This is a genomic window from Streptomyces sp. CA-294286 (assembly GCF_050947155.1).
In the GTDB taxonomy this organism is placed as follows: domain Bacteria; phylum Actinomycetota; class Actinomycetes; order Streptomycetales; family Streptomycetaceae; genus Streptomyces.
In genome coordinates, this window is sequence record NZ_CP192005.1 from 2401610 (window position 1) to 2417604 (window position 15995).

At 71.7% G+C, this 15995-nt stretch carries 17 protein-coding genes; 4 read left to right on the forward strand and 13 right to left on the reverse strand.

The genetic code is table 11. The features are described 5' to 3' along the window. The first annotated feature begins 505 nt into the window (after positions 1-505). Positions 506-862, forward strand: a complete 357-nt coding sequence (locus ACQPZG_RS15365; RefSeq protein WP_433546329.1) for a hypothetical protein — start codon at positions 506-508, stop codon at positions 860-862. After that, entirely contained in the window at positions 859-1104 is a 246-nt protein-coding gene (locus ACQPZG_RS15370; RefSeq protein WP_433546330.1) for a hypothetical protein, read from the forward strand. Before ACQPZG_RS15365 ends, ACQPZG_RS15370 begins: the two co-directional genes overlap by 4 nt. Before the next feature lie 132 nt (positions 1105-1236). Here the strand turns inward: ACQPZG_RS15370 and ACQPZG_RS15375 are convergent, their stop codons facing one another. Then, positions 1237-3765, reverse strand: a complete 2529-nt coding sequence (locus tag ACQPZG_RS15375) for an ATP-dependent Clp protease ATP-binding subunit (RefSeq protein WP_433546331.1) — start codon at positions 3763-3765, stop codon at positions 1237-1239. Between the two features lie 454 nt (positions 3766-4219). Here ACQPZG_RS15375 and ACQPZG_RS15380 point away from each other — a divergent pair, with 454 nt between their 5' ends. Beyond that, positions 4220-4867 (forward strand): SCO3374 family protein, encoded by a 648-nt coding sequence (locus ACQPZG_RS15380; protein ID WP_433546332.1) that lies wholly within the window; start codon positions 4220-4222, stop codon positions 4865-4867. Here ACQPZG_RS15380 and ACQPZG_RS15385 read toward each other — a convergent pair. The 11 genes from ACQPZG_RS15385 to ACQPZG_RS15435 form a co-directional block, all read right to left on the reverse strand. Next, entirely contained in the window at positions 4846-5178 is a 333-nt protein-coding gene (locus tag ACQPZG_RS15385; RefSeq protein WP_433546333.1) for a histone-like nucleoid-structuring protein Lsr2, read from the reverse strand. The two genes, ACQPZG_RS15380 and ACQPZG_RS15385, sit on opposite strands and share 22 nt — an antisense overlap. Before the next feature lie 157 nt (positions 5179-5335). Next, complete coding sequence (locus ACQPZG_RS15390; protein ID WP_185033749.1) at positions 5336-5866, reverse strand: amino-acid N-acetyltransferase; 531 nt, start codon at positions 5864-5866, stop codon at positions 5336-5338. Between the two features lie 9 nt (positions 5867-5875). Continuing rightward, a complete protein-coding gene (locus tag ACQPZG_RS15395) occupies positions 5876-6265 on the reverse strand; it encodes a BlaI/MecI/CopY family transcriptional regulator (RefSeq protein WP_433546334.1) in 390 nt (129 codons plus the stop codon). A gap of 134 nt (positions 6266-6399) precedes the next feature. Further along, the gene (locus ACQPZG_RS15400; RefSeq protein ID WP_433546335.1) at positions 6400-6564 is read right to left on the reverse strand and encodes a hypothetical protein; all 165 of its coding nucleotides are present in this window, start codon (positions 6562-6564) and stop codon (positions 6400-6402) included. Between the two features lie 13 nt (positions 6565-6577). After that, the gene (locus ACQPZG_RS15405; RefSeq protein ID WP_433549419.1) at positions 6578-7231 is read right to left on the reverse strand and encodes a hypothetical protein; all 654 of its coding nucleotides are present in this window, start codon (positions 7229-7231) and stop codon (positions 6578-6580) included. A gap of 365 nt (positions 7232-7596) precedes the next feature. Beyond that, the gene (locus ACQPZG_RS15410) at positions 7597-8397 is read right to left on the reverse strand and encodes a type III pantothenate kinase (RefSeq protein ID WP_185033756.1); all 801 of its coding nucleotides are present in this window, start codon (positions 8395-8397) and stop codon (positions 7597-7599) included. 2 nt (positions 8398-8399) lie between these two features. Beyond that, entirely contained in the window at positions 8400-9440 is a 1041-nt protein-coding gene (gene nadC, locus ACQPZG_RS15415) for a carboxylating nicotinate-nucleotide diphosphorylase (RefSeq protein ID WP_433546336.1), read from the reverse strand. Next, entirely contained in the window at positions 9437-11194 is a 1758-nt protein-coding gene (locus tag ACQPZG_RS15420; RefSeq protein WP_433546337.1) for an L-aspartate oxidase, read from the reverse strand. The genes nadC and ACQPZG_RS15420 overlap by 4 nt, the downstream gene beginning before the upstream one ends. Next, positions 11191-12222 (reverse strand): pantoate--beta-alanine ligase, encoded by a 1032-nt coding sequence (panC, locus tag ACQPZG_RS15425; protein WP_433546338.1) that lies wholly within the window; start codon positions 12220-12222, stop codon positions 11191-11193. Before panC ends, ACQPZG_RS15420 begins: the two co-directional genes overlap by 4 nt. After that, on the reverse strand, positions 12219-13079 hold the full coding sequence (locus tag ACQPZG_RS15430) for a Rossmann-like and DUF2520 domain-containing protein (protein WP_433549420.1): 861 nt from the start codon (positions 13077-13079) through the stop codon (positions 12219-12221). Before ACQPZG_RS15430 ends, panC begins: the two co-directional genes overlap by 4 nt. A gap of 451 nt (positions 13080-13530) precedes the next feature. Beyond that, positions 13531-13839, reverse strand: a complete 309-nt coding sequence (locus ACQPZG_RS15435; protein WP_433546339.1) for a hypothetical protein — start codon at positions 13837-13839, stop codon at positions 13531-13533. 137 nt (positions 13840-13976) lie between these two features. Between ACQPZG_RS15435 and ACQPZG_RS15440 the strand changes: the two genes are divergently transcribed. Further along, complete coding sequence (locus tag ACQPZG_RS15440; RefSeq protein WP_433549421.1) at positions 13977-15095, forward strand: DUF5937 family protein; 1119 nt, start codon at positions 13977-13979, stop codon at positions 15093-15095. A 69-nt stretch (positions 15096-15164) separates the two neighbouring features. On the opposite strand, the gene ACQPZG_RS15445 is transcribed toward ACQPZG_RS15440, so the two are convergent. After that, positions 15165-15851 (reverse strand): response regulator, encoded by a 687-nt coding sequence (locus tag ACQPZG_RS15445; protein ID WP_433546340.1) that lies wholly within the window; start codon positions 15849-15851, stop codon positions 15165-15167. Positions 15852-15995: the final 144 nt, after the last annotated feature.

Sequence of the window (15995 nt, forward strand, 5' to 3'; positions counted from 1 at the left end):
GGTAACCCGCCGCTCCCCGGAGCCCCAAAACCCCCACGTACGAGTCCGCGTAGTAGCCGTGGTCGCGGAAGACGGTGCCTTGACGCCCTCGTGTCCGCCCTGCCGTACCCCCCGAAACCCGGTGAAACCATCCCTCCGCCTCGCCACCTCGCCCGTCCCCGAAGCCACGACGGCAGGTTCCGACGGACCTCCGGCCCGAGCCGGAGGTGCCGCCCCGCGCCCCTCTGGAAGCACCGCCGGACGGCGGACGAACCCGACTACCAGCCCTAGTAGGCGGGGTCCCCCCTGTGCGCCTTGTCACGAACAGCCGCCCCCGCACCGCGCGCCCGGACGGGTGCCCCTCGGCCGCAGCGCGTCAACCAGGCACCCCGACTCCACTCGTACGGACGACTGGTTGCCGTTCCGCTCGCCCGTCCATTCCTCGTGCGCAACTCTCAACCGCATGAGGGGAGTCGGCGTACCGTGGGGGTGCAGGACAGTGCTGGCCGGACCGGAGGGGCGCCGTATGGGCGAGAACCGTGCGAAGAACAGCGGCGACAGCGACCCCGCCGGCTCCACTGCCCCCGCCCTCCCCGCCCATCCCACCTGGCACACCGTCGTCAGCGGACGGCGGATCGACCTGCCCGCGACGCTGCCCACCATCCGCGCCGCCCTCACCGCCGCGCAGGCCGCCGACCTGGACGCCGAGCTGGCCCGTACCCCGGCCCTGGACCTTCCCCTGGTGCTGGCCCGCTGGGCACTCGCCCCGACGGAGGCCGCCGCGGAGGACGAAGCGGTCTTCGCCCGCCTGGCGTCCGGTGACTTCTCGGACTGCGTGGCAGCCTCGGGCGACGAACCCCGACCCGCCCCGGAAGTTTCATGACGCGCCTGCGCATCCAGTACGCCCCGGCCGCCGAGATCGCCCGGCACGCGATGCACCCGGACCTCCGCTGCCGTTTCGAACACTCCATGCGCGCCCTGGCCCGCGACCCCTACGGCCAGGGAACGCGCGACGTCAAGGGCGAGAAGGACCGCCGACAGGGGGTCGCGGGAGGGGCCGTGGTCGTCTACTACGTGAGCGCGGCGGTGCTGGTGGTGACGGTGGTACGGATCGTGCACGCGTGACGCCGCGGCCCAGAGCCGGGCGGCGTCATCGGCCGCAGCGTTCCCCGTGCGTCACCTCATGGGAAAGGGGCCCCGGAAACCTTTCGGTTTCCGGGGCCCCTCACACGCTCACCTCGGCGCAGGCGCCGAGCGTCACGCGTCCTTCGTCATGTTCGGCCCGGCGTTGCCGCCCGCGGCCGACTCGATCGGCGGGACGTCCGGCAGTGCCGCCTTCTCCTCGCCGCGGAAGGTGAAGGCCTTCGCGTCGCCCTCGCCCTCGGTGCCGACGACCACGATGTGACCGGGGCGCAGCTCACCGAAGAGGATCTTCTCGGAGAGGATGTCCTCGATCTCGCGCTGGATCGTCCGGCGCAGCGGCCGGGCGCCCATCACGGGGTCGTAGCCCTTCTTGGCGAGCAGCGACTTGGCCTCCGAGCTCAGCTCGATGCCCATGTCGCGGTCCTTGAGACGCTCGTCCACCTTGTCGACCATGAGGTCGACGATCTGGATGATGTCTTCCTCGGTCAGCTGGTGGAAGACCACCGTGTCGTCGACACGGTTGAGGAACTCGGGCCTGAAGTGCTGCTTGAGCTCTTCGTTGACCTTGACCTTCATCCGCTCGTAGTTGGTCTTGACGTCGCCCTGGGCCGCGAAGCCCAGGTTGAAGCCCTTCGAGATGTCCCGCGTACCCAGGTTGGTCGTCATGATGATGACCGTGTTCTTGAAGTCCACGACCCGGCCCTGGGAGTCGGTCAGACGACCGTCCTCCAGGATCTGGAGCAGGGAGTTGAAGATGTCCGGGTGCGCCTTCTCGACCTCGTCGAAGAGGACCACGGAGAACGGCTTGCGCCGCACCTTCTCCGTCAGCTGGCCGCCCTCTTCGTAGCCCACGTAGCCGGGGGGCGAACCGAAGAGACGCGAGACCGTGTGCTTCTCGCTGAACTCCGACATGTCGAGGGAGATCAGTGCGTCCTCGTCGCCGAAGAGGAACTCCGCCAGCGTCTTGGACAGCTCGGTCTTACCGACACCGGAAGGACCGGCGAAGATGAACGAGCCACCGGGGCGCTTCGGGTCCTTCAGGCCCGCACGCGTACGGCGGATCGCCTGCGAGAGGGCCTTGATGGCGTCCTTCTGACCGATGACGCGCTTGTGCAGCTCGTCCTCCATGCGGAGCAGCCGCGAGGACTCCTCCTCGGTCAGCTTGAAGACCGGGATGCCGGTCGCGGTCGCCAGGACCTCGGCGATCAGCTCGCCGTCGACCTCGGCGACGACGTCCATGTCGCCGGCCTTCCACTCCTTCTCCCGCTTGGCCTTCGCGGCGAGGAGCTGCTTCTCCTTGTCGCGCAGGGAGGCGGCCTTCTCGAAGTCCTGCGAGTCGATCGCCGACTCCTTGTCCCTGCGGACGTTCGCGATCTTCTCGTCGAATTCGCGGAGGTCCGGCGGCGCGGTCATCCGACGGATGCGCATCCGGGATCCGGCCTCGTCGATCAGGTCGATCGCCTTGTCCGGAAGGAAGCGGTCCGAGATGTAGCGGTCCGCCAGCGTCGCCGCCTGGACGAGGGCCTCGTCCGTGATGGAGACGCGGTGGTGGGCCTCGTACCGGTCGCGCAGACCCTTGAGGATCTCGATGGTGTGCGGCAGCGACGGCTCCGCGACCTGGATCGGCTGGAAGCGGCGCTCAAGAGCGGCGTCCTTCTCCAGGTGCTTGCGGTACTCGTCGAGCGTGGTGGCACCGATGGTCTGGAGCTCACCGCGGGCCAGCATCGGCTTCAGGATCGAAGCCGCGTCGATCGCGCCCTCTGCGGCACCCGCCCCGACGAGCGTGTGCAGCTCGTCGATGAACAGGATGATGTCGCCGCGGGTGCGGATCTCCTTGAGGACCTTCTTCAGCCGCTCCTCGAAGTCACCGCGGTAGCGGGAACCGGCGACGAGCGCGCCGAGGTCCAGGGTGTAGAGGTGCTTGTCCTTGAGGGTCTCGGGCACCTCGCCCTTGACGATGGCCTGCGCCAGTCCCTCGACGACGGCGGTCTTGCCGACGCCGGGCTCGCCGATGAGGACCGGGTTGTTCTTGGTCCGGCGGGACAGCACCTGCATGACCCGCTCGATCTCCTTCTCGCGCCCGATGACCGGGTCGAGCTTGGACTCACGAGCGGCCTGGGTGAGGTTCCGGCCGAACTGGTCGAGCACCAGGGACGTGGAAGGCGTGCCTTCCGCAGGGCCGCCGGCAGCGGCGGTCTCCTTGCCCTGGTAACCGGAGAGCAGCTGGATGACCTGCTGCCGGACCCGGTTGAGATCGGCGCCCAGCTTCACCAGGACCTGGGCGGCGACGCCCTCGCCCTCGCGAATCAGGCCGAGCAGGATGTGCTCGGTGCCGATGTAGTTGTGGCCGAGCTGGAGGGCCTCTCGGAGCGACAGCTCCAGGACCTTCTTCGCACGCGGGGTGAAGGGAATGTGGCCGGACGGAGCCTGCTGGCCCTGACCGATGATCTCCTCGACCTGCTGGCGAACCGCCTCAAGCGAAATGCCGAGGCTCTCCAGGGCCTTAGCGGCGACACCTTCACCCTCGTGGATCAGACCCAGGAGGATGTGCTCGGTGCCGATGTAGTTGTGGTTGAGCATCCGGGCTTCTTCCTGAGCCAGGACGACAACCCGCCGCGCGCGGTCGGTGAACCTCTCGAACATCGTTATTCGCTCCTCAGAGCGGTCGGGCAGTTAAGGGGTCGGTCCCCTCCCTGTCCTTCCGCATGCTAGTCCCGCAGGGCGGGACAGCTCATTCCAACTGCCGACACCCGTTCTTGCCTCCCGGCCTGAACAGCCGACAACTACTTCAACTCGATGGTGCGAGACGATGTTCCCGCAGGCCAAGCAGTTAGCCCCATCGCCACTACGCCGATGGCGAACGTGGCACTGCTTCGTATGCGTGTCGCCCCTGTCTGCATGGCTGCCGGAGTGGGCCCTTACTAGGTCTGTCTTACCCGCAAGCACTGACACTCCATGCGGCGCACGCCGGTTCCCTCAGCTACGGGCGAACATCCTTGCGCCGCCGGAAGCTCCCGCACGCCCCCCGCAGCTCCACGGAACGCGTCCATCCGGGGACCCAGCGTAACCAGGCGTCGTTTCCGGAGTTTCTCCGGGCATGGCCCTCACCCTTCCGCACCCCCGGCTGCCGCTGCCCGACGGTGGCACCGCGCAGTGGGCCGCCTGGTACGAGAAGGAACTCGGCTGGGCCACGGTCAGCGCCCCCGGCGAACCGGTTCTGCTGCGTACCGGTCTCCGGTTCGACGTGCTGGAACTGCCCGTCGCCGCGGGGCATGCCGTACTGCGCCGCGTCGGCCCCACCGGCCCGGTCGCGCTGTGCGGGCACCGGATGCGACTGCTGACCGCCCCGGGGAGCGCCGAAGAGGTGCCCGCGCTGCTGGAGTGGCTGGAGTGGGGTTCCGTGCCGCTGGATCTGCGGGCGACCGGCCCCGGAGGACTGATCGCCGCCCCCGCCCCGCCCGGAACGACGGCGTCCGGTCCGGTTCCGGCAGGCGGGGCCGCGGTCTGGCTGCGGCCCCCCGCACCGGGGTACGAGGAGGAGCAGACACTGCCGGCCTTCGCCGGCGTCGGGGGCCGCGGTGCCGCCCCCGATCTTCTGCGCCTGGTGGCCGCGGCGGCGACGGAATGCCACCGGGCCCGGTTGATCGACTCGGCCGGCGACGTGCGCATCGACGGCGTGCAGATCGACCGCACGAATACGGCACTGCCAAAAGAACGGCAGACTCAGCCGTTGGCCTTCTCGTAGGCCTCGCGCACCGAGGCCGGAACGCGGCCGCGGTCGTTCACGTCGTGGCCGTTCTCCTTGGCCCACTTACGGATCTCGGCCGTGTTCTGGCTGCCACCGGAAACAGCGCGCGCCTTGCCGCGACCAGCAGCACGTCCGCCGGTGCGGCGGCCGTTCCTGGTGTACGGGTCGAGCAGCCCGCGGAGCTTCTCCGCGTTCGCGGTGGTGAGGTCGATCTCATAGGTCTTGCCGTCCAGAGCGAACGTCACCGTCTCGTTCGCCTCGACGCCGTCGAGGTCGTCAACAAGAAGGACCTGAACCTTCTGTGCCACCGGATTTCCTTTCATCGAAAATGCAGTACGCGGAAAGGAAACCGCTTTTCCACGGAAAACACAAACCCCTGTCCGAGGTTCAGTGACGCGAGAACACGGGAAACGTGCGCGTTTCGGACATAGGGATACACGGGCTTACCGTCCTGCGGAGGTCGCTTCAGAGGTGCAGAAGCATCCGACTGTTACCCAAGGTGTTGGGCTTCACTCGTTCGAGACCGAGGAACTCCGCCACGCCCTCGTCATTGGATCGCAGCAGCTCGCTGTAGACATCTCCGTCGACCGGGGCCTCGCCGATCTCCACGAAGCCGTGCTTCGCGAAGAACTCGACTTCGAAGGTCAGGCAGAATACCCGCCGGACCCCGATCCAGCGGGCGGTCTGGAGGAGTTTGTCCAGGACCTGATGTCCGACACCGGCGCCCTTGAAGGCGGGGTCGACGGCGAGAGTGCGTACTTCGGCGAGGTCTTCCCACATGATGTGCAGGGCGCCGCAGCCGATCACCGAGGCGTCCTCGTCGCGTTCCGCGACCCAGAACTCCTGGATGTCCTCGTAAAGCGTCACGTTCGCTTTGTCGAGGAGGATGCGGCTGCGGGCGTAGGTGTCCACGAGAGCGCGGACGGAGGGCACATCACTGGTGCGCGCCCGCCGGACGGTGATGGCTTTTGCCGACGCAATACGATCTGGGGCCATGCCCGGACGCTATCGTCCGGAGGTCTTCTCATCGTCACCGGGGAGTTGCACGACCCGCATCGCGTCCTGAAGTGCCTCGCGCTGCTCGGCGGACATCATGCCGAAGAAGGCGACAAGGGCCGCGGCCGGGTTGTCACTGGTCGACCAGGCTTCGTTCATCAGTGCGGCCGAGTAGGCGGCACGGGTGGAGACCGAGGTATATCTATAGGCCCGGCCGTCGACTTCCCTTCGCACCCAGCCCTTCTGATGGAGATTGTCCATTACGGTCATGACGGTGGTGTAGGCGATGGACCGGTCCTTCTGAAGGTCTTCGAGGACTTCCCGGACGGTGACCGGACGGTTCCACTCCCACACGCGGGTCATGACGGCGTCTTCCAGCTCTCCCAATCGGCGAGGCACAGCGCCACCTTAGTGGGAGTTATCGCGAAATGGCTGGTTATCGGGGCCCTGGACAGCAGAAAAAGGGTGCGCGGCTCAGCAGCAGCTGATCCGCACACCCTCCTGGTTCCGGCGATTCCGCCGGGCCGGATGCCCTACGCGTCGCCGGTGCGCCGCGCGGCGTCGGCGGCCACGGCGTCCACGTAGGCGTCTTCCTTGGCCTTGTTGGAACCGCCCTGCGTCTTGACGATCGTCACGATGAGGGCGATGAAGAAGGCGGCCATCACCACCGGGGGCAGGAGCGCGGAGACATAGTCCATGTCTCCAGAGTAGCTAGCTCGCTTCCCGGCGCTCCCCCGGGGGCGTGGGCCGTTTGCGCGGCGGGAACGCCTCGGCCGGGGTCGGCACCGGACGGCCGTGGGCCGGGTTGTCGGCGGGCACGGGCTCCCTGGGGGCGGGCTCGGCCGGCCGGGAGGGCTTGGCATCGGCGGCGAGCCCACCGGGCAGTGCGGTGAGCCGGGTACGCGGGGCCGGCGCGGCGGGCGCCGTTGCGGCCGGTGCTGATGCGGCTGGTGCCGTTGCGGCCGGTGCCGTTGCGGCGGTCGCGTACGAGGTCGCATGGGCGAGTCTCGCGCGTACGGAACGCTCCGCGATGCCCTGGCAGCGGGCCAGCAGCGCCGCCGCGAGCGGCAGGGAGCGCAGGGAGCGCAGGGAGACCAGGTCGTCGGGCAGGGGCCGGTAGCCGGCCGCCAGGGCGTCCTGGAGGAGTTCCAGGTAGCCGCCGGCGGAGCCGGGAAGGGCGACCCGGTAGCGGGCGAGGTCCGCGAGCAGGAAGGCGCGCAGCCGCCCTGCCTCGTGGATCGCCTCGTCCACCGACTCGGCCAGGCGCAGGCACTCCCGTACCTCGTCGGCGGGGAGGGGGGCGGGATGGAGGGCGAGGGCGAGGGCGCTTCGCAGCACACGCAGTTCGTCTGCGCTGAACGCCATGCCGCCGCGGGAACCGTATGGCGTGGGCATGTGGTGACTTTAAGTGCTAAGCGGACAAATTTCTCTTAACGGGTGTTCGGTGGCGCGTCAAATCCGCGTGCTCTCGCCGGTGCGGCCCGCGGGCGGCCCGAGCCGTCGTGTGCGGGTACGGGCGCGAACGGCACAGGGGCGGGACCACCCGGCACTTTCGGCCGGGCGGGCCCGCCCCTGTCGGGCGAAGCGGTTCACCCACGGGCGGCATCACGGTTCACCCGGAGGGGGCGGCGCGGTGCGCCCGCGGGGGTCTTCGCGGTGCGCCTGCGGAGGACGTCGCGGCACGCCCCGCGGGAGACGACGCGCTGTCGCCTGCGGGACGCGTCGCGCTGTCACATGCGGGAGATGTTGCGTTCGTACACCAGGCGCAGGCCGATCAGCGTGAGCCACGGTTCGTGCTCGTCGATCGCCGAGGACTCGCCGAGGATGATCGGGGCGAGGCCGCCGGTGGCGATGACGGTGACGTCGTCGGGGTCCGCCGGGGAGAGCTCGCGGGCCATCCGGGCGACGACTCCGTCGACCTGGCCGGCGAAGCCGTACACGATGCCCGACTGCATCGCCTCCACGGTGTTCTTGCCGATGACGCTGCGCGGGCGGGCCAGTTCGATCTTGCGGAGCTGGGCGCCCTTGACGCCGAGGGCGTCGACGGAGATCTCGATGCCGGGGGCGATGACGCCGCCCACGTACTCGCCGCGTGCGGAGACCGCGTCGAAGGTGGTGGCGGTGCCGAAGTCCACGACGACCGCGGGGCCCCCGTACAGCTCGACGGCGGCGACCGCGTTGATGATGCGGTCGGCGCCCACCTCCTTGGGGTTGTCCATGAGGATCGGCACGCCGGTCTTCACCCCTGGCTCGACGAGGACGGAGGGGACGTCGCCGTAGTAGCGGCGGGTGACCTCGCGCAGCTCGTGCAGGACCGAGGGGACGGTGGCGCAGATCGCGATGCCCTCGATGCCGTCGCCCAGCTCGTTGCCGAGCATGGGGTGCATGCCCATCAGTCCCTGGAGGAGCACGGCGAGTTCGTCGGCGGTGCGGCGGGCGTCGGTGGAGATGCGCCAGTGCTCGACGATCTCCTCGCCGTCGAACAGGCCGAGGACGGTGTGCGTGTTGCCGACGTCGATGGTGAGGAGCATGCCTACTTCTCCTCGCCCCGGGTGCTCCCGGCCTCACGCAGGTCGAGGCCGATGTCGAGGATCGGCGAGGAGTGGGTGAGGGCGCCCACCGCGAGGAAGTCGACGCCGGTCTCCGCGTACGCGCGTGCCGTGGCCAGGGTGAGGCGGCCGGAGGACTCCAGCACGGCGCGGCCGTCGACGAGGGCGACCGCCTCGGCGGTCTGCTCGGGGGTGAAGTTGTCCAGCAGGATCAGGTCGGCGCCCGCGTCCAGGACTTCGGTGACCTGGGCGAGGGTGTCGACCTCGACCTCGATGGGGACATCGGGGAAGTTCTCGCGTACGAGCGTGAACGCCTGGGCCACGCCCCCGGCCGCCACCACGTGGTTGTCCTTGACCAGGGCGGCGTCGGACAGCGACATGCGGTGGTTGACGCCGCCTCCGCAGCGGACCGCGAACTTCTCCAGGGAGCGCAGGCCGGGCGTGGTCTTGCGGGTGTCGCGGACCTTGGCTTTGGTGCCGTCCAGCACGTCCGCCCACGCGCGCGTGGCGGTGGCGATGCCCGACAGGCGGCACAGCAGGTTGAGGGCGCTGCGCTCGCCGGTGAGCAGGTCACGGGTGCGGGTGGTGACGGTGAGGAGCTTCTGGCCGGCTTCGACGCGGTCGCCGTCCTCGACGTGCCGCTCGACCTCGAACTCCTCCGTGCAGACGATCGACAGGACCGTCTCGGCGATGCGCAGGCCCGCGACGGTGCCGGCTTCGCGGGCGGTGAAGTCGCCGGTGGCCACGGCCTCCTCGGGGACCGTCGCGACGGTCGTCACGTCGACGCCGTGGGCGAGGTCCTCGGCGAGGGCGACGTTGGCGATGTCCTCGACCTCGATCGGGTCCAGGCCGCAGTCGAGGAGGAGCTGGGCGAGGTCGGGGTCGAGGCCGCAGTCGGCGAGTTCGTACGCGTCGTCCGCCCCGCCGTCCCGGGGTTCCGTTCCGGCGGAGCAGCCGCAGGCGTCGCCGCAGCCGCCACCCGTGTCGGCCTGCGGGAGGAGCCGGGGATTCTCGGGGGTGCTCACTGGTGCTGCTCCTTCGGGAGGGATGCGGGTGCTTCCGGTACGGGGGACTGCTGCTGTACGGAGGGCTGCTGCACGGGCTGCCGCTGTACGGGCGGGAAGGCGGCGCTCTCCGTACGGTGGACGACCGGGCGGCGGTCGGGGGTCAGCCGTACCACCAGGTGGCGCCGCCAGTCGGCGTCGTCGCGGTCCGGGCGGTCCTCGCGCCAGTGGCAGCCGCGGGTCTCCTCGCGTTCCAGGGCGGCGGCGACCAGCACGCGCGAGACGCACAGGAGGTTGGTCGTCTCCCAGGCGTCGACGCCCGGCTCGGCGGACTTGGCGCGGCCGTCCGGGTCGTGCGCCGCGTCGCGCTGCACGGCCTCCAGTGCGTCCGCCGCCGCGCGCAGGCTGCCGGCCGAGCGCAGGACGCCCGCGCCCTGCGACATCGTGTGCTGGATGCCGTGCCGGGCCTCCGGGGCGACGAGCGGGAGGACGGTGTCGGGCCCGGTCGGGGCCCCCGGGACGGGGAGGTCCGCGGCCGAGACGTCCTCGGCGATGCGCTCGGCGAAGACCAGGCCCTCCAGGAGGGAGTTGGAGGCGAGCCGGTTCGCGCCGTGGACGCCGGTGCAGGCGACCTCGCCGCACGCGTACAGGCCGGGCACCGTGGTGCGGCCGTGCAGGTCGGTACGGACGCCGCCGGAGGCGTAGTGGGCGGCCGGGGCGACCGGAACCGGCTCGGTCACCGGGTCGATGCCGTGGGCGCGGCAGGCGGCCAGGATGGTCGGGAAGCGGTTCTCCCACATCTCGCGGCCGAAGTGGCGCGCGTCCAGGTACATGTGGGCGGCGCCCTGCTCCTGCATGCGGCGCATGATCGCCTTGGCGACGATGTCCCGGGGGGCCAGTTCGGCGAGTTCGTGCTGCCCGAGCATGAAGCGCACGCCGTCGCCGTCCACCAGGTGCGCGCCCTCTCCCCGGACCGCCTCGGAGACCAGCGGCTGCTGGCCCTCCGCGCCCGCGCCCAGGAACAGCACGGTCGGGTGGAACTGGACGAATTCGAGGTCGGAGACCTCCGCCCCGGCGCGCAGCGCGAGGGCGACGCCGTCGCCCGTGGAGACGGCCGGGTTGGTGGTGGCGGAGAAGACCTGGCCCATGCCGCCGGTGGCGAGGACCACGGCGGGGGCGTTGACCGCGCCGACGCCGTCGTGCTGGCCCTCGCCCATGACGTGCAGGGTGACGCCGGCGGTGTGTCCCCGCGCGTCCTTGAGGAGGTCGAGGACCAGGGCGTTCTCGATCGTGCGGACGGCCCGGTCGCGGACCGCTTCGACCAGGGCGCGGGAGATCTCCGCGCCGGTCGCGTCGCCGCCCGCGTGCGCGATGCGGCGGCGGTGGTGGCCGCCCTCGCGGGTCAGCTCGATGACGCCGCTCTCCGGGTCGGTGTCGAAGTGCGCGCCGGTGGCGATCAGGCGCCGTACGGCGTCCGGGCCCTCGGTGACCAGGGTGCGCACCGCTTCCTCGTCGCAGAGGCCCGCGCCGGCGACGAGGGTGTCGTCGAGGTGCTGTTCGGGGGTGTCGCCCTCGCCGAGGGCGGCGGCGATGCCGCCCTGCGCCCAGCGGGTGGAGCCGTCGTCCAGCCGGGCCTTGGTGACGACGACGGTGCGCAGTCCCGCGGCGGTGCAGCGCAGGGCGGCGGTCAGGCCGGCCACGCCGGAGCCGACGACCACGACGTCGGCGTCGATCGCCCAGCCGGGGGCGGGGGCGGTGAGGCGTATGCCGGTCACTGTGCTGCTCCTTGGGGGCGCTGCGTGTCGGCCCCGGCGGGGCCGAAGGTCAGCGGGAGGTTGTCGATCAGACGGGTCGCGCCGACCTTCGCGGCGACGGCGAGGACCGCCTCGCCGACGTGGTCGTCGGGGACCTCGGTGAAGTCGTGCGGGTCCACCAGCGCCAGGTAGTCGAGCACGAGCGGGGGTTCCTGCTTCGCCGCCTCGGACAGAACGGTGCGGGCGGCCTCCCGTACGGCGGCGGGGGCGGGCTGCGCGGCGCGCTCCACGGCGTGCGCGTCGGCGGACTCGCGCTCGGCGCCGAGCGCGGCCAGGGCGCCGCCACGCGCGCGCGGGGGCGCGTGCTCCCCCTGGGCCTGTACGCGCGCGTGCAGGGCCTGCTGGGCGGCGAGCCGGTCGCGGCCCGCGAACAGGGCGGCCGACAGCGCGAGGGCGGTACGGCGCTCGGCGGGCGAGAGGTAGCGGTTGCGGCTGGAGAGGGCCAGGCCGTCGTCCTCGCGGACGGTGGGGACGCCGACGATCTCGACGGGGAAGTCGAGGTCGCGGACCATGCGCCGGATCAGGGCGAGCTGCTGTGCGTCCTTCTGGCCGTAGAAGGCCAGGTCGGGGGCGGTGAGGTGGAGCAGCTTGGCGACGACGGTGAGCATGCCGTCGAAGTGGCCGGGGCGGGTGGCGCCTTCGAGCCGCTGTCCCATGGGGCCCGCCGCGAGGCGCACCTGGGGTTCGCCGCCCGGGTAGACCTCGTCGGCGGCGGGGGCGAACACGGCGTCCGCGCCCGCCTCCTTCGCGATCAGCAGGTCCGCTTCGAGCGTGCGGGGGTAACGGTCGAGGTCCTCGTTCGCGCCGAACTGGAGGGGGTTGACGAAGACGGTGACGATCACCTGCCCCTGCGAGCCCGCGCGGGCGCGTGCCGTGCGGATCAGGGTGGCGTGGCCCTCGTGCAGCGCTCCCATCGTCATGACGACGCAGCGCCCGCCGGTGCGGGTGAGGGCCGCGAGTTCGGCGGCCGTACGTACCAGGGCTGTCATCGCGGTTCTCCCTCGGAGAGCACGCCCAGCAGGTCTTCCGCCAGCTCGGGCTTGAGCAGACCGTGGGCGAGGGCGCGGTCGGCGGTCGTACGGGCCATGGCGAGGTAGCCCGCGACGGCCTGCGGGGCGTGTTGACGCAGTTCCGTGACGTGGGCGGCGACGGTTCCGGCGTCCCCGCGGGCGACCGGCCCGGTGAGGGCGGCGTCGCCGGAGCGCAGGGCGTTGTCCAGGGCGGCTCCCAGGAGGGGGCCGAGCATCCGGTCGGGAGCCTCGACGCCCGCCGTGCGGAGCAGCTCCATGGCCTGGGCGACCAGCGTGACCAGGTGGTTCGCGCCCAGGGCGAGGGCCGCGTGGTAGAGCGGGCGGGCCGCTTCCTCGATCCACTCCGGTTCGCCGCCCATCTCGATGACCAGGGCCTGGGCGGCGAGCCGCAGCTCCTCGGGAGCGGTGATCCCGAAGGAGCAGCCGGCGAGCCGCTGGACGTCCACGGCGGTGCCGGTGAAGGTCATCACGGGGTGCAGGGCCAGCGGGAGCGCTCCGGCGCGCAGGGCCGGGGCGAGGACGTCCGTCCCGTACCGCCCGGAGGTGTGCACGACGAGCTGGCCGGGACGGATCGCGCCGGTCTCCGCGAGGCCCTCGACGAGACCCGGAAGGGTGTCGTCCGGGACGGTGAGCAGAACGAGTTCCGCACGGGCCAGCACCTCGGCGGGCGCGACCAGCGGAACGCCGGGCAGCAGTGCGGCGGCGCGGCGCACCGAGGCGTCGGAGACGCCGGACGCGGCGACCGGACGGTGCCCCGCCTGACGCAGGGCGGCTGCCAGGGCGACCCCTACCCGGCCGGCCCCGACGACGCCCACGGTGAGGCGGGCGGGACGGTCCGAGGGGTCGGGGACGCCCTCGGAGCGGTACGCGGACGGGGGCTCCGGACGGCTCCCGGGCCCGCCGTCGGAGGGGGCTTCGGGGCGGTGCCCGGGGCTGTGGGCCGAGGGAAGCCCGGGACCGCGGGCCGAACTGGGCCCGGGGCGGTCTGCCGAGGGGGGCTCGGGGTGGGGCGATGCGTTCACGCGGAAACGGCCTTCCGTTCCAGTCCGCAGGGGGTACCGGACGACTGCTCGTCATGCTACGCCAGGGTTTCGGGGGCTTCTCGGGGTGCGCGGCGGGGCGGGCGACGGTCCTCGGGGCGGCTCCCGCGACAGCCTGTCCACAGGGGTGCCTGTCACGGGACGGCTGTCCACAGGCTGTGGGGAATGGAGACGCGACGACGGAGGACGTGGTGGCGGCGGTGGCCGGGTTCATCGGCCGGACCGCCTAGCTCCGGTCCGCGGTACGGGCGCGGGGCGTCCTGCCGGTACGGGTCGGCCGGGCGGTACGGGACGTCCTGCCGGTACGGGCGGGCCGGGTCTCGCGCAGCCGGGTCGCGAGGCGTGCGAGCGCGGCCCTGAGGAACGACCGGCCGGGCTGCCCCGCGACCACCGCGCGGAAGCGGAGTTCGTCGCGGGCGGCCTCGCCGAGTTCGCGGACGGCCTGCCAGTCGTGCCGGCCGGGGGCGGGCGGGGTGCGGGTGCCGTGCCGGGCGGCGCGGTGGGCGTCGAGGAGGTGCTGCTGCGATGCGGTCATGGCCTCACGCTGCGCCGCCCGGGACCCGGAGGCCGAGCGGATTGGCCGAAGCCGTCAATCGGGGCCGGCCGGATTGACGGACGGCGTCAATCGGCGGCCCGGTTGTCAGTGGTGGCGTGCACCATGAGGGCATGAGCGTGACCATCGACATCACCGGACTCCCGCCCGAGCGGATCGACTTCGCGATCTCGCCCCTGGCGGAGCTGGGCATGGCTTTGCACACGCTGTCGGAGCCGGGACACCATCCGGCGCAGCACGGCTGGGCGACGGCGACCGCCGCCTCGCTGAAGCCGGACCTCGCGGACCGGCTGACCGAGGCGGACTTCCTGTGGCGGACGACGTTCTCCGACGTGTTCATGCCGTTCGCCGGGGTCAGGGGCCACGCGCGTGTGCCGGGGACGTCGCTCGCGGAGGACCTGGACCAGCTGGACCGGCTGGAGGACGAGACGTTCGTGTCGGCGGCCCTGGAGTTCACCTGCTCCAGTACGTACTCAACGGGCGGCCCCTCGCCGCTGGTGAACGCGGAACTCCGCTCCCGGGCTCGGGACATGGCGGCGGCGCGCGGGCCCAAGCCGCTGGAGTTCACCGACCGGCTGCTGGCGGATCCCGGGTCCGTGCGGGTGTGGCTGCGGCGACTCTTCGAGGACTGCGACGACGCGTTCTTCCGGGACACCTGGCAGCGGGTCCGTATGCAACTCGCCGCCGAGGCACGGCAGAAGACCGACCTCCTGCACCGCCGCGGTCCGGCCGCCGCTCTGGGGGCGGTGTCCTCCGCCGTCACCCTGGACGAGGACGCGCGCCGCATCGAGGTCGACAAGCTCTCGGTGGGCCACACCAGCGCGGTGGGCACGGAGGCGGGGGCGGGGGCGGGCCTGACGCTGATCCCGTCCGCGTTCGGCTGGCCGCACCTGTGGGTGCTGTACGCCCGGAACTGGCGGCCGGTGATCCACTACCCGGTGGGCTCCCCCGAGCCGGCCTCACCCGCGTCGCTGGAGCTACTGCAACGGCGGATGGACGCCCTCTCGCATCCGCTGCGCATGCAGCTGTGCCGTTTCCTCGGACGCACCCCGTACACCACGGTCGAGCTGACGGACGCGCTGAACATCACCGCCCCCGAGGTGTCCCGGCACCTGACCGTCCTGAAGAAGGCCGGGCTGATCACCACCCGGCGGCGCGGCCGGTACGTGCTGCACCAGCTGGACATGACCGTGGTGGCGCGGTTGGGCAGCGACTTCCTGGAGGGGGTGCTGCGTTAGGCGACCTGGTGCGTCACCGCGGGACCTCCCGCGACCGCGCCACCCGGGGCCCCGTGCGATGCCCGGCGCTCAGCGTGCTCCGGACGAGCCCCCGGCGCGTACCAGGCCGGTCTCGTACGCGAGCACGACCACCTGCACGCGGTCGCGCAGGCCGAGCTTGGTCAGGATGCGGCCCACGTGCGTCTTGACCGTGGCCTCCGACAGGACCAGGCGGGCGGCGATCTCCCCGTTGGACAGCCCCTGGGCGACCAGCAGCATCACTTCGCGTTCGCGCTCGGTGAGCCTCTCGACCTCCTTGTGCCGCGGCTCCTTGCCGGTGCTCGGCAGCATCGACGAGAAGCGGTCGAGCAGACGGCGGGTGGTGGACGGGGCGACCACCGCGTCACCGCTGTGCACGGAACGGATCGCGGCCAGCAGTTCCGCCGGCGGCACGTCCTTCAGCATGAAGCCGGACGCCCCCGCCCGAAGGCCGGAGAAGGCGTACTCGTCGAGGTCGAAGGTGGTCAGGATCAGCACCTTGGGCGGGTTGTCCGCCGCGCAGATCTTCCGGGTCGCCTCCACCCCGTCCAGCCTCGGCATGCGGACGTCCATCAGCACGACGTCGACGGCCGTGCCGCGCAGGACGTCGATCGCCTCCTGCCCGTCGCCCGCCTCCGCGACGACCTCCATGTCGGGCTGCGCGGCCAGCACCATCCGGAATCCGGTGCGCAGCAGCATCTGGTCGTCGACGAGCATGACGCGGATCGAAGTCGGCATGGGGACCTTCCGGGGAGCGGGCGAGGCGGGTGCGGGGCTGGCTTCGGGCGGCGGACGGGGTGGGTGCGGGGCTTCGGGCGGCGGACGGGCGGGGCTGCGGGCCGGGCGGGACGGAGCGGGGAACGTGAGCAGGAGCGGGTCGGG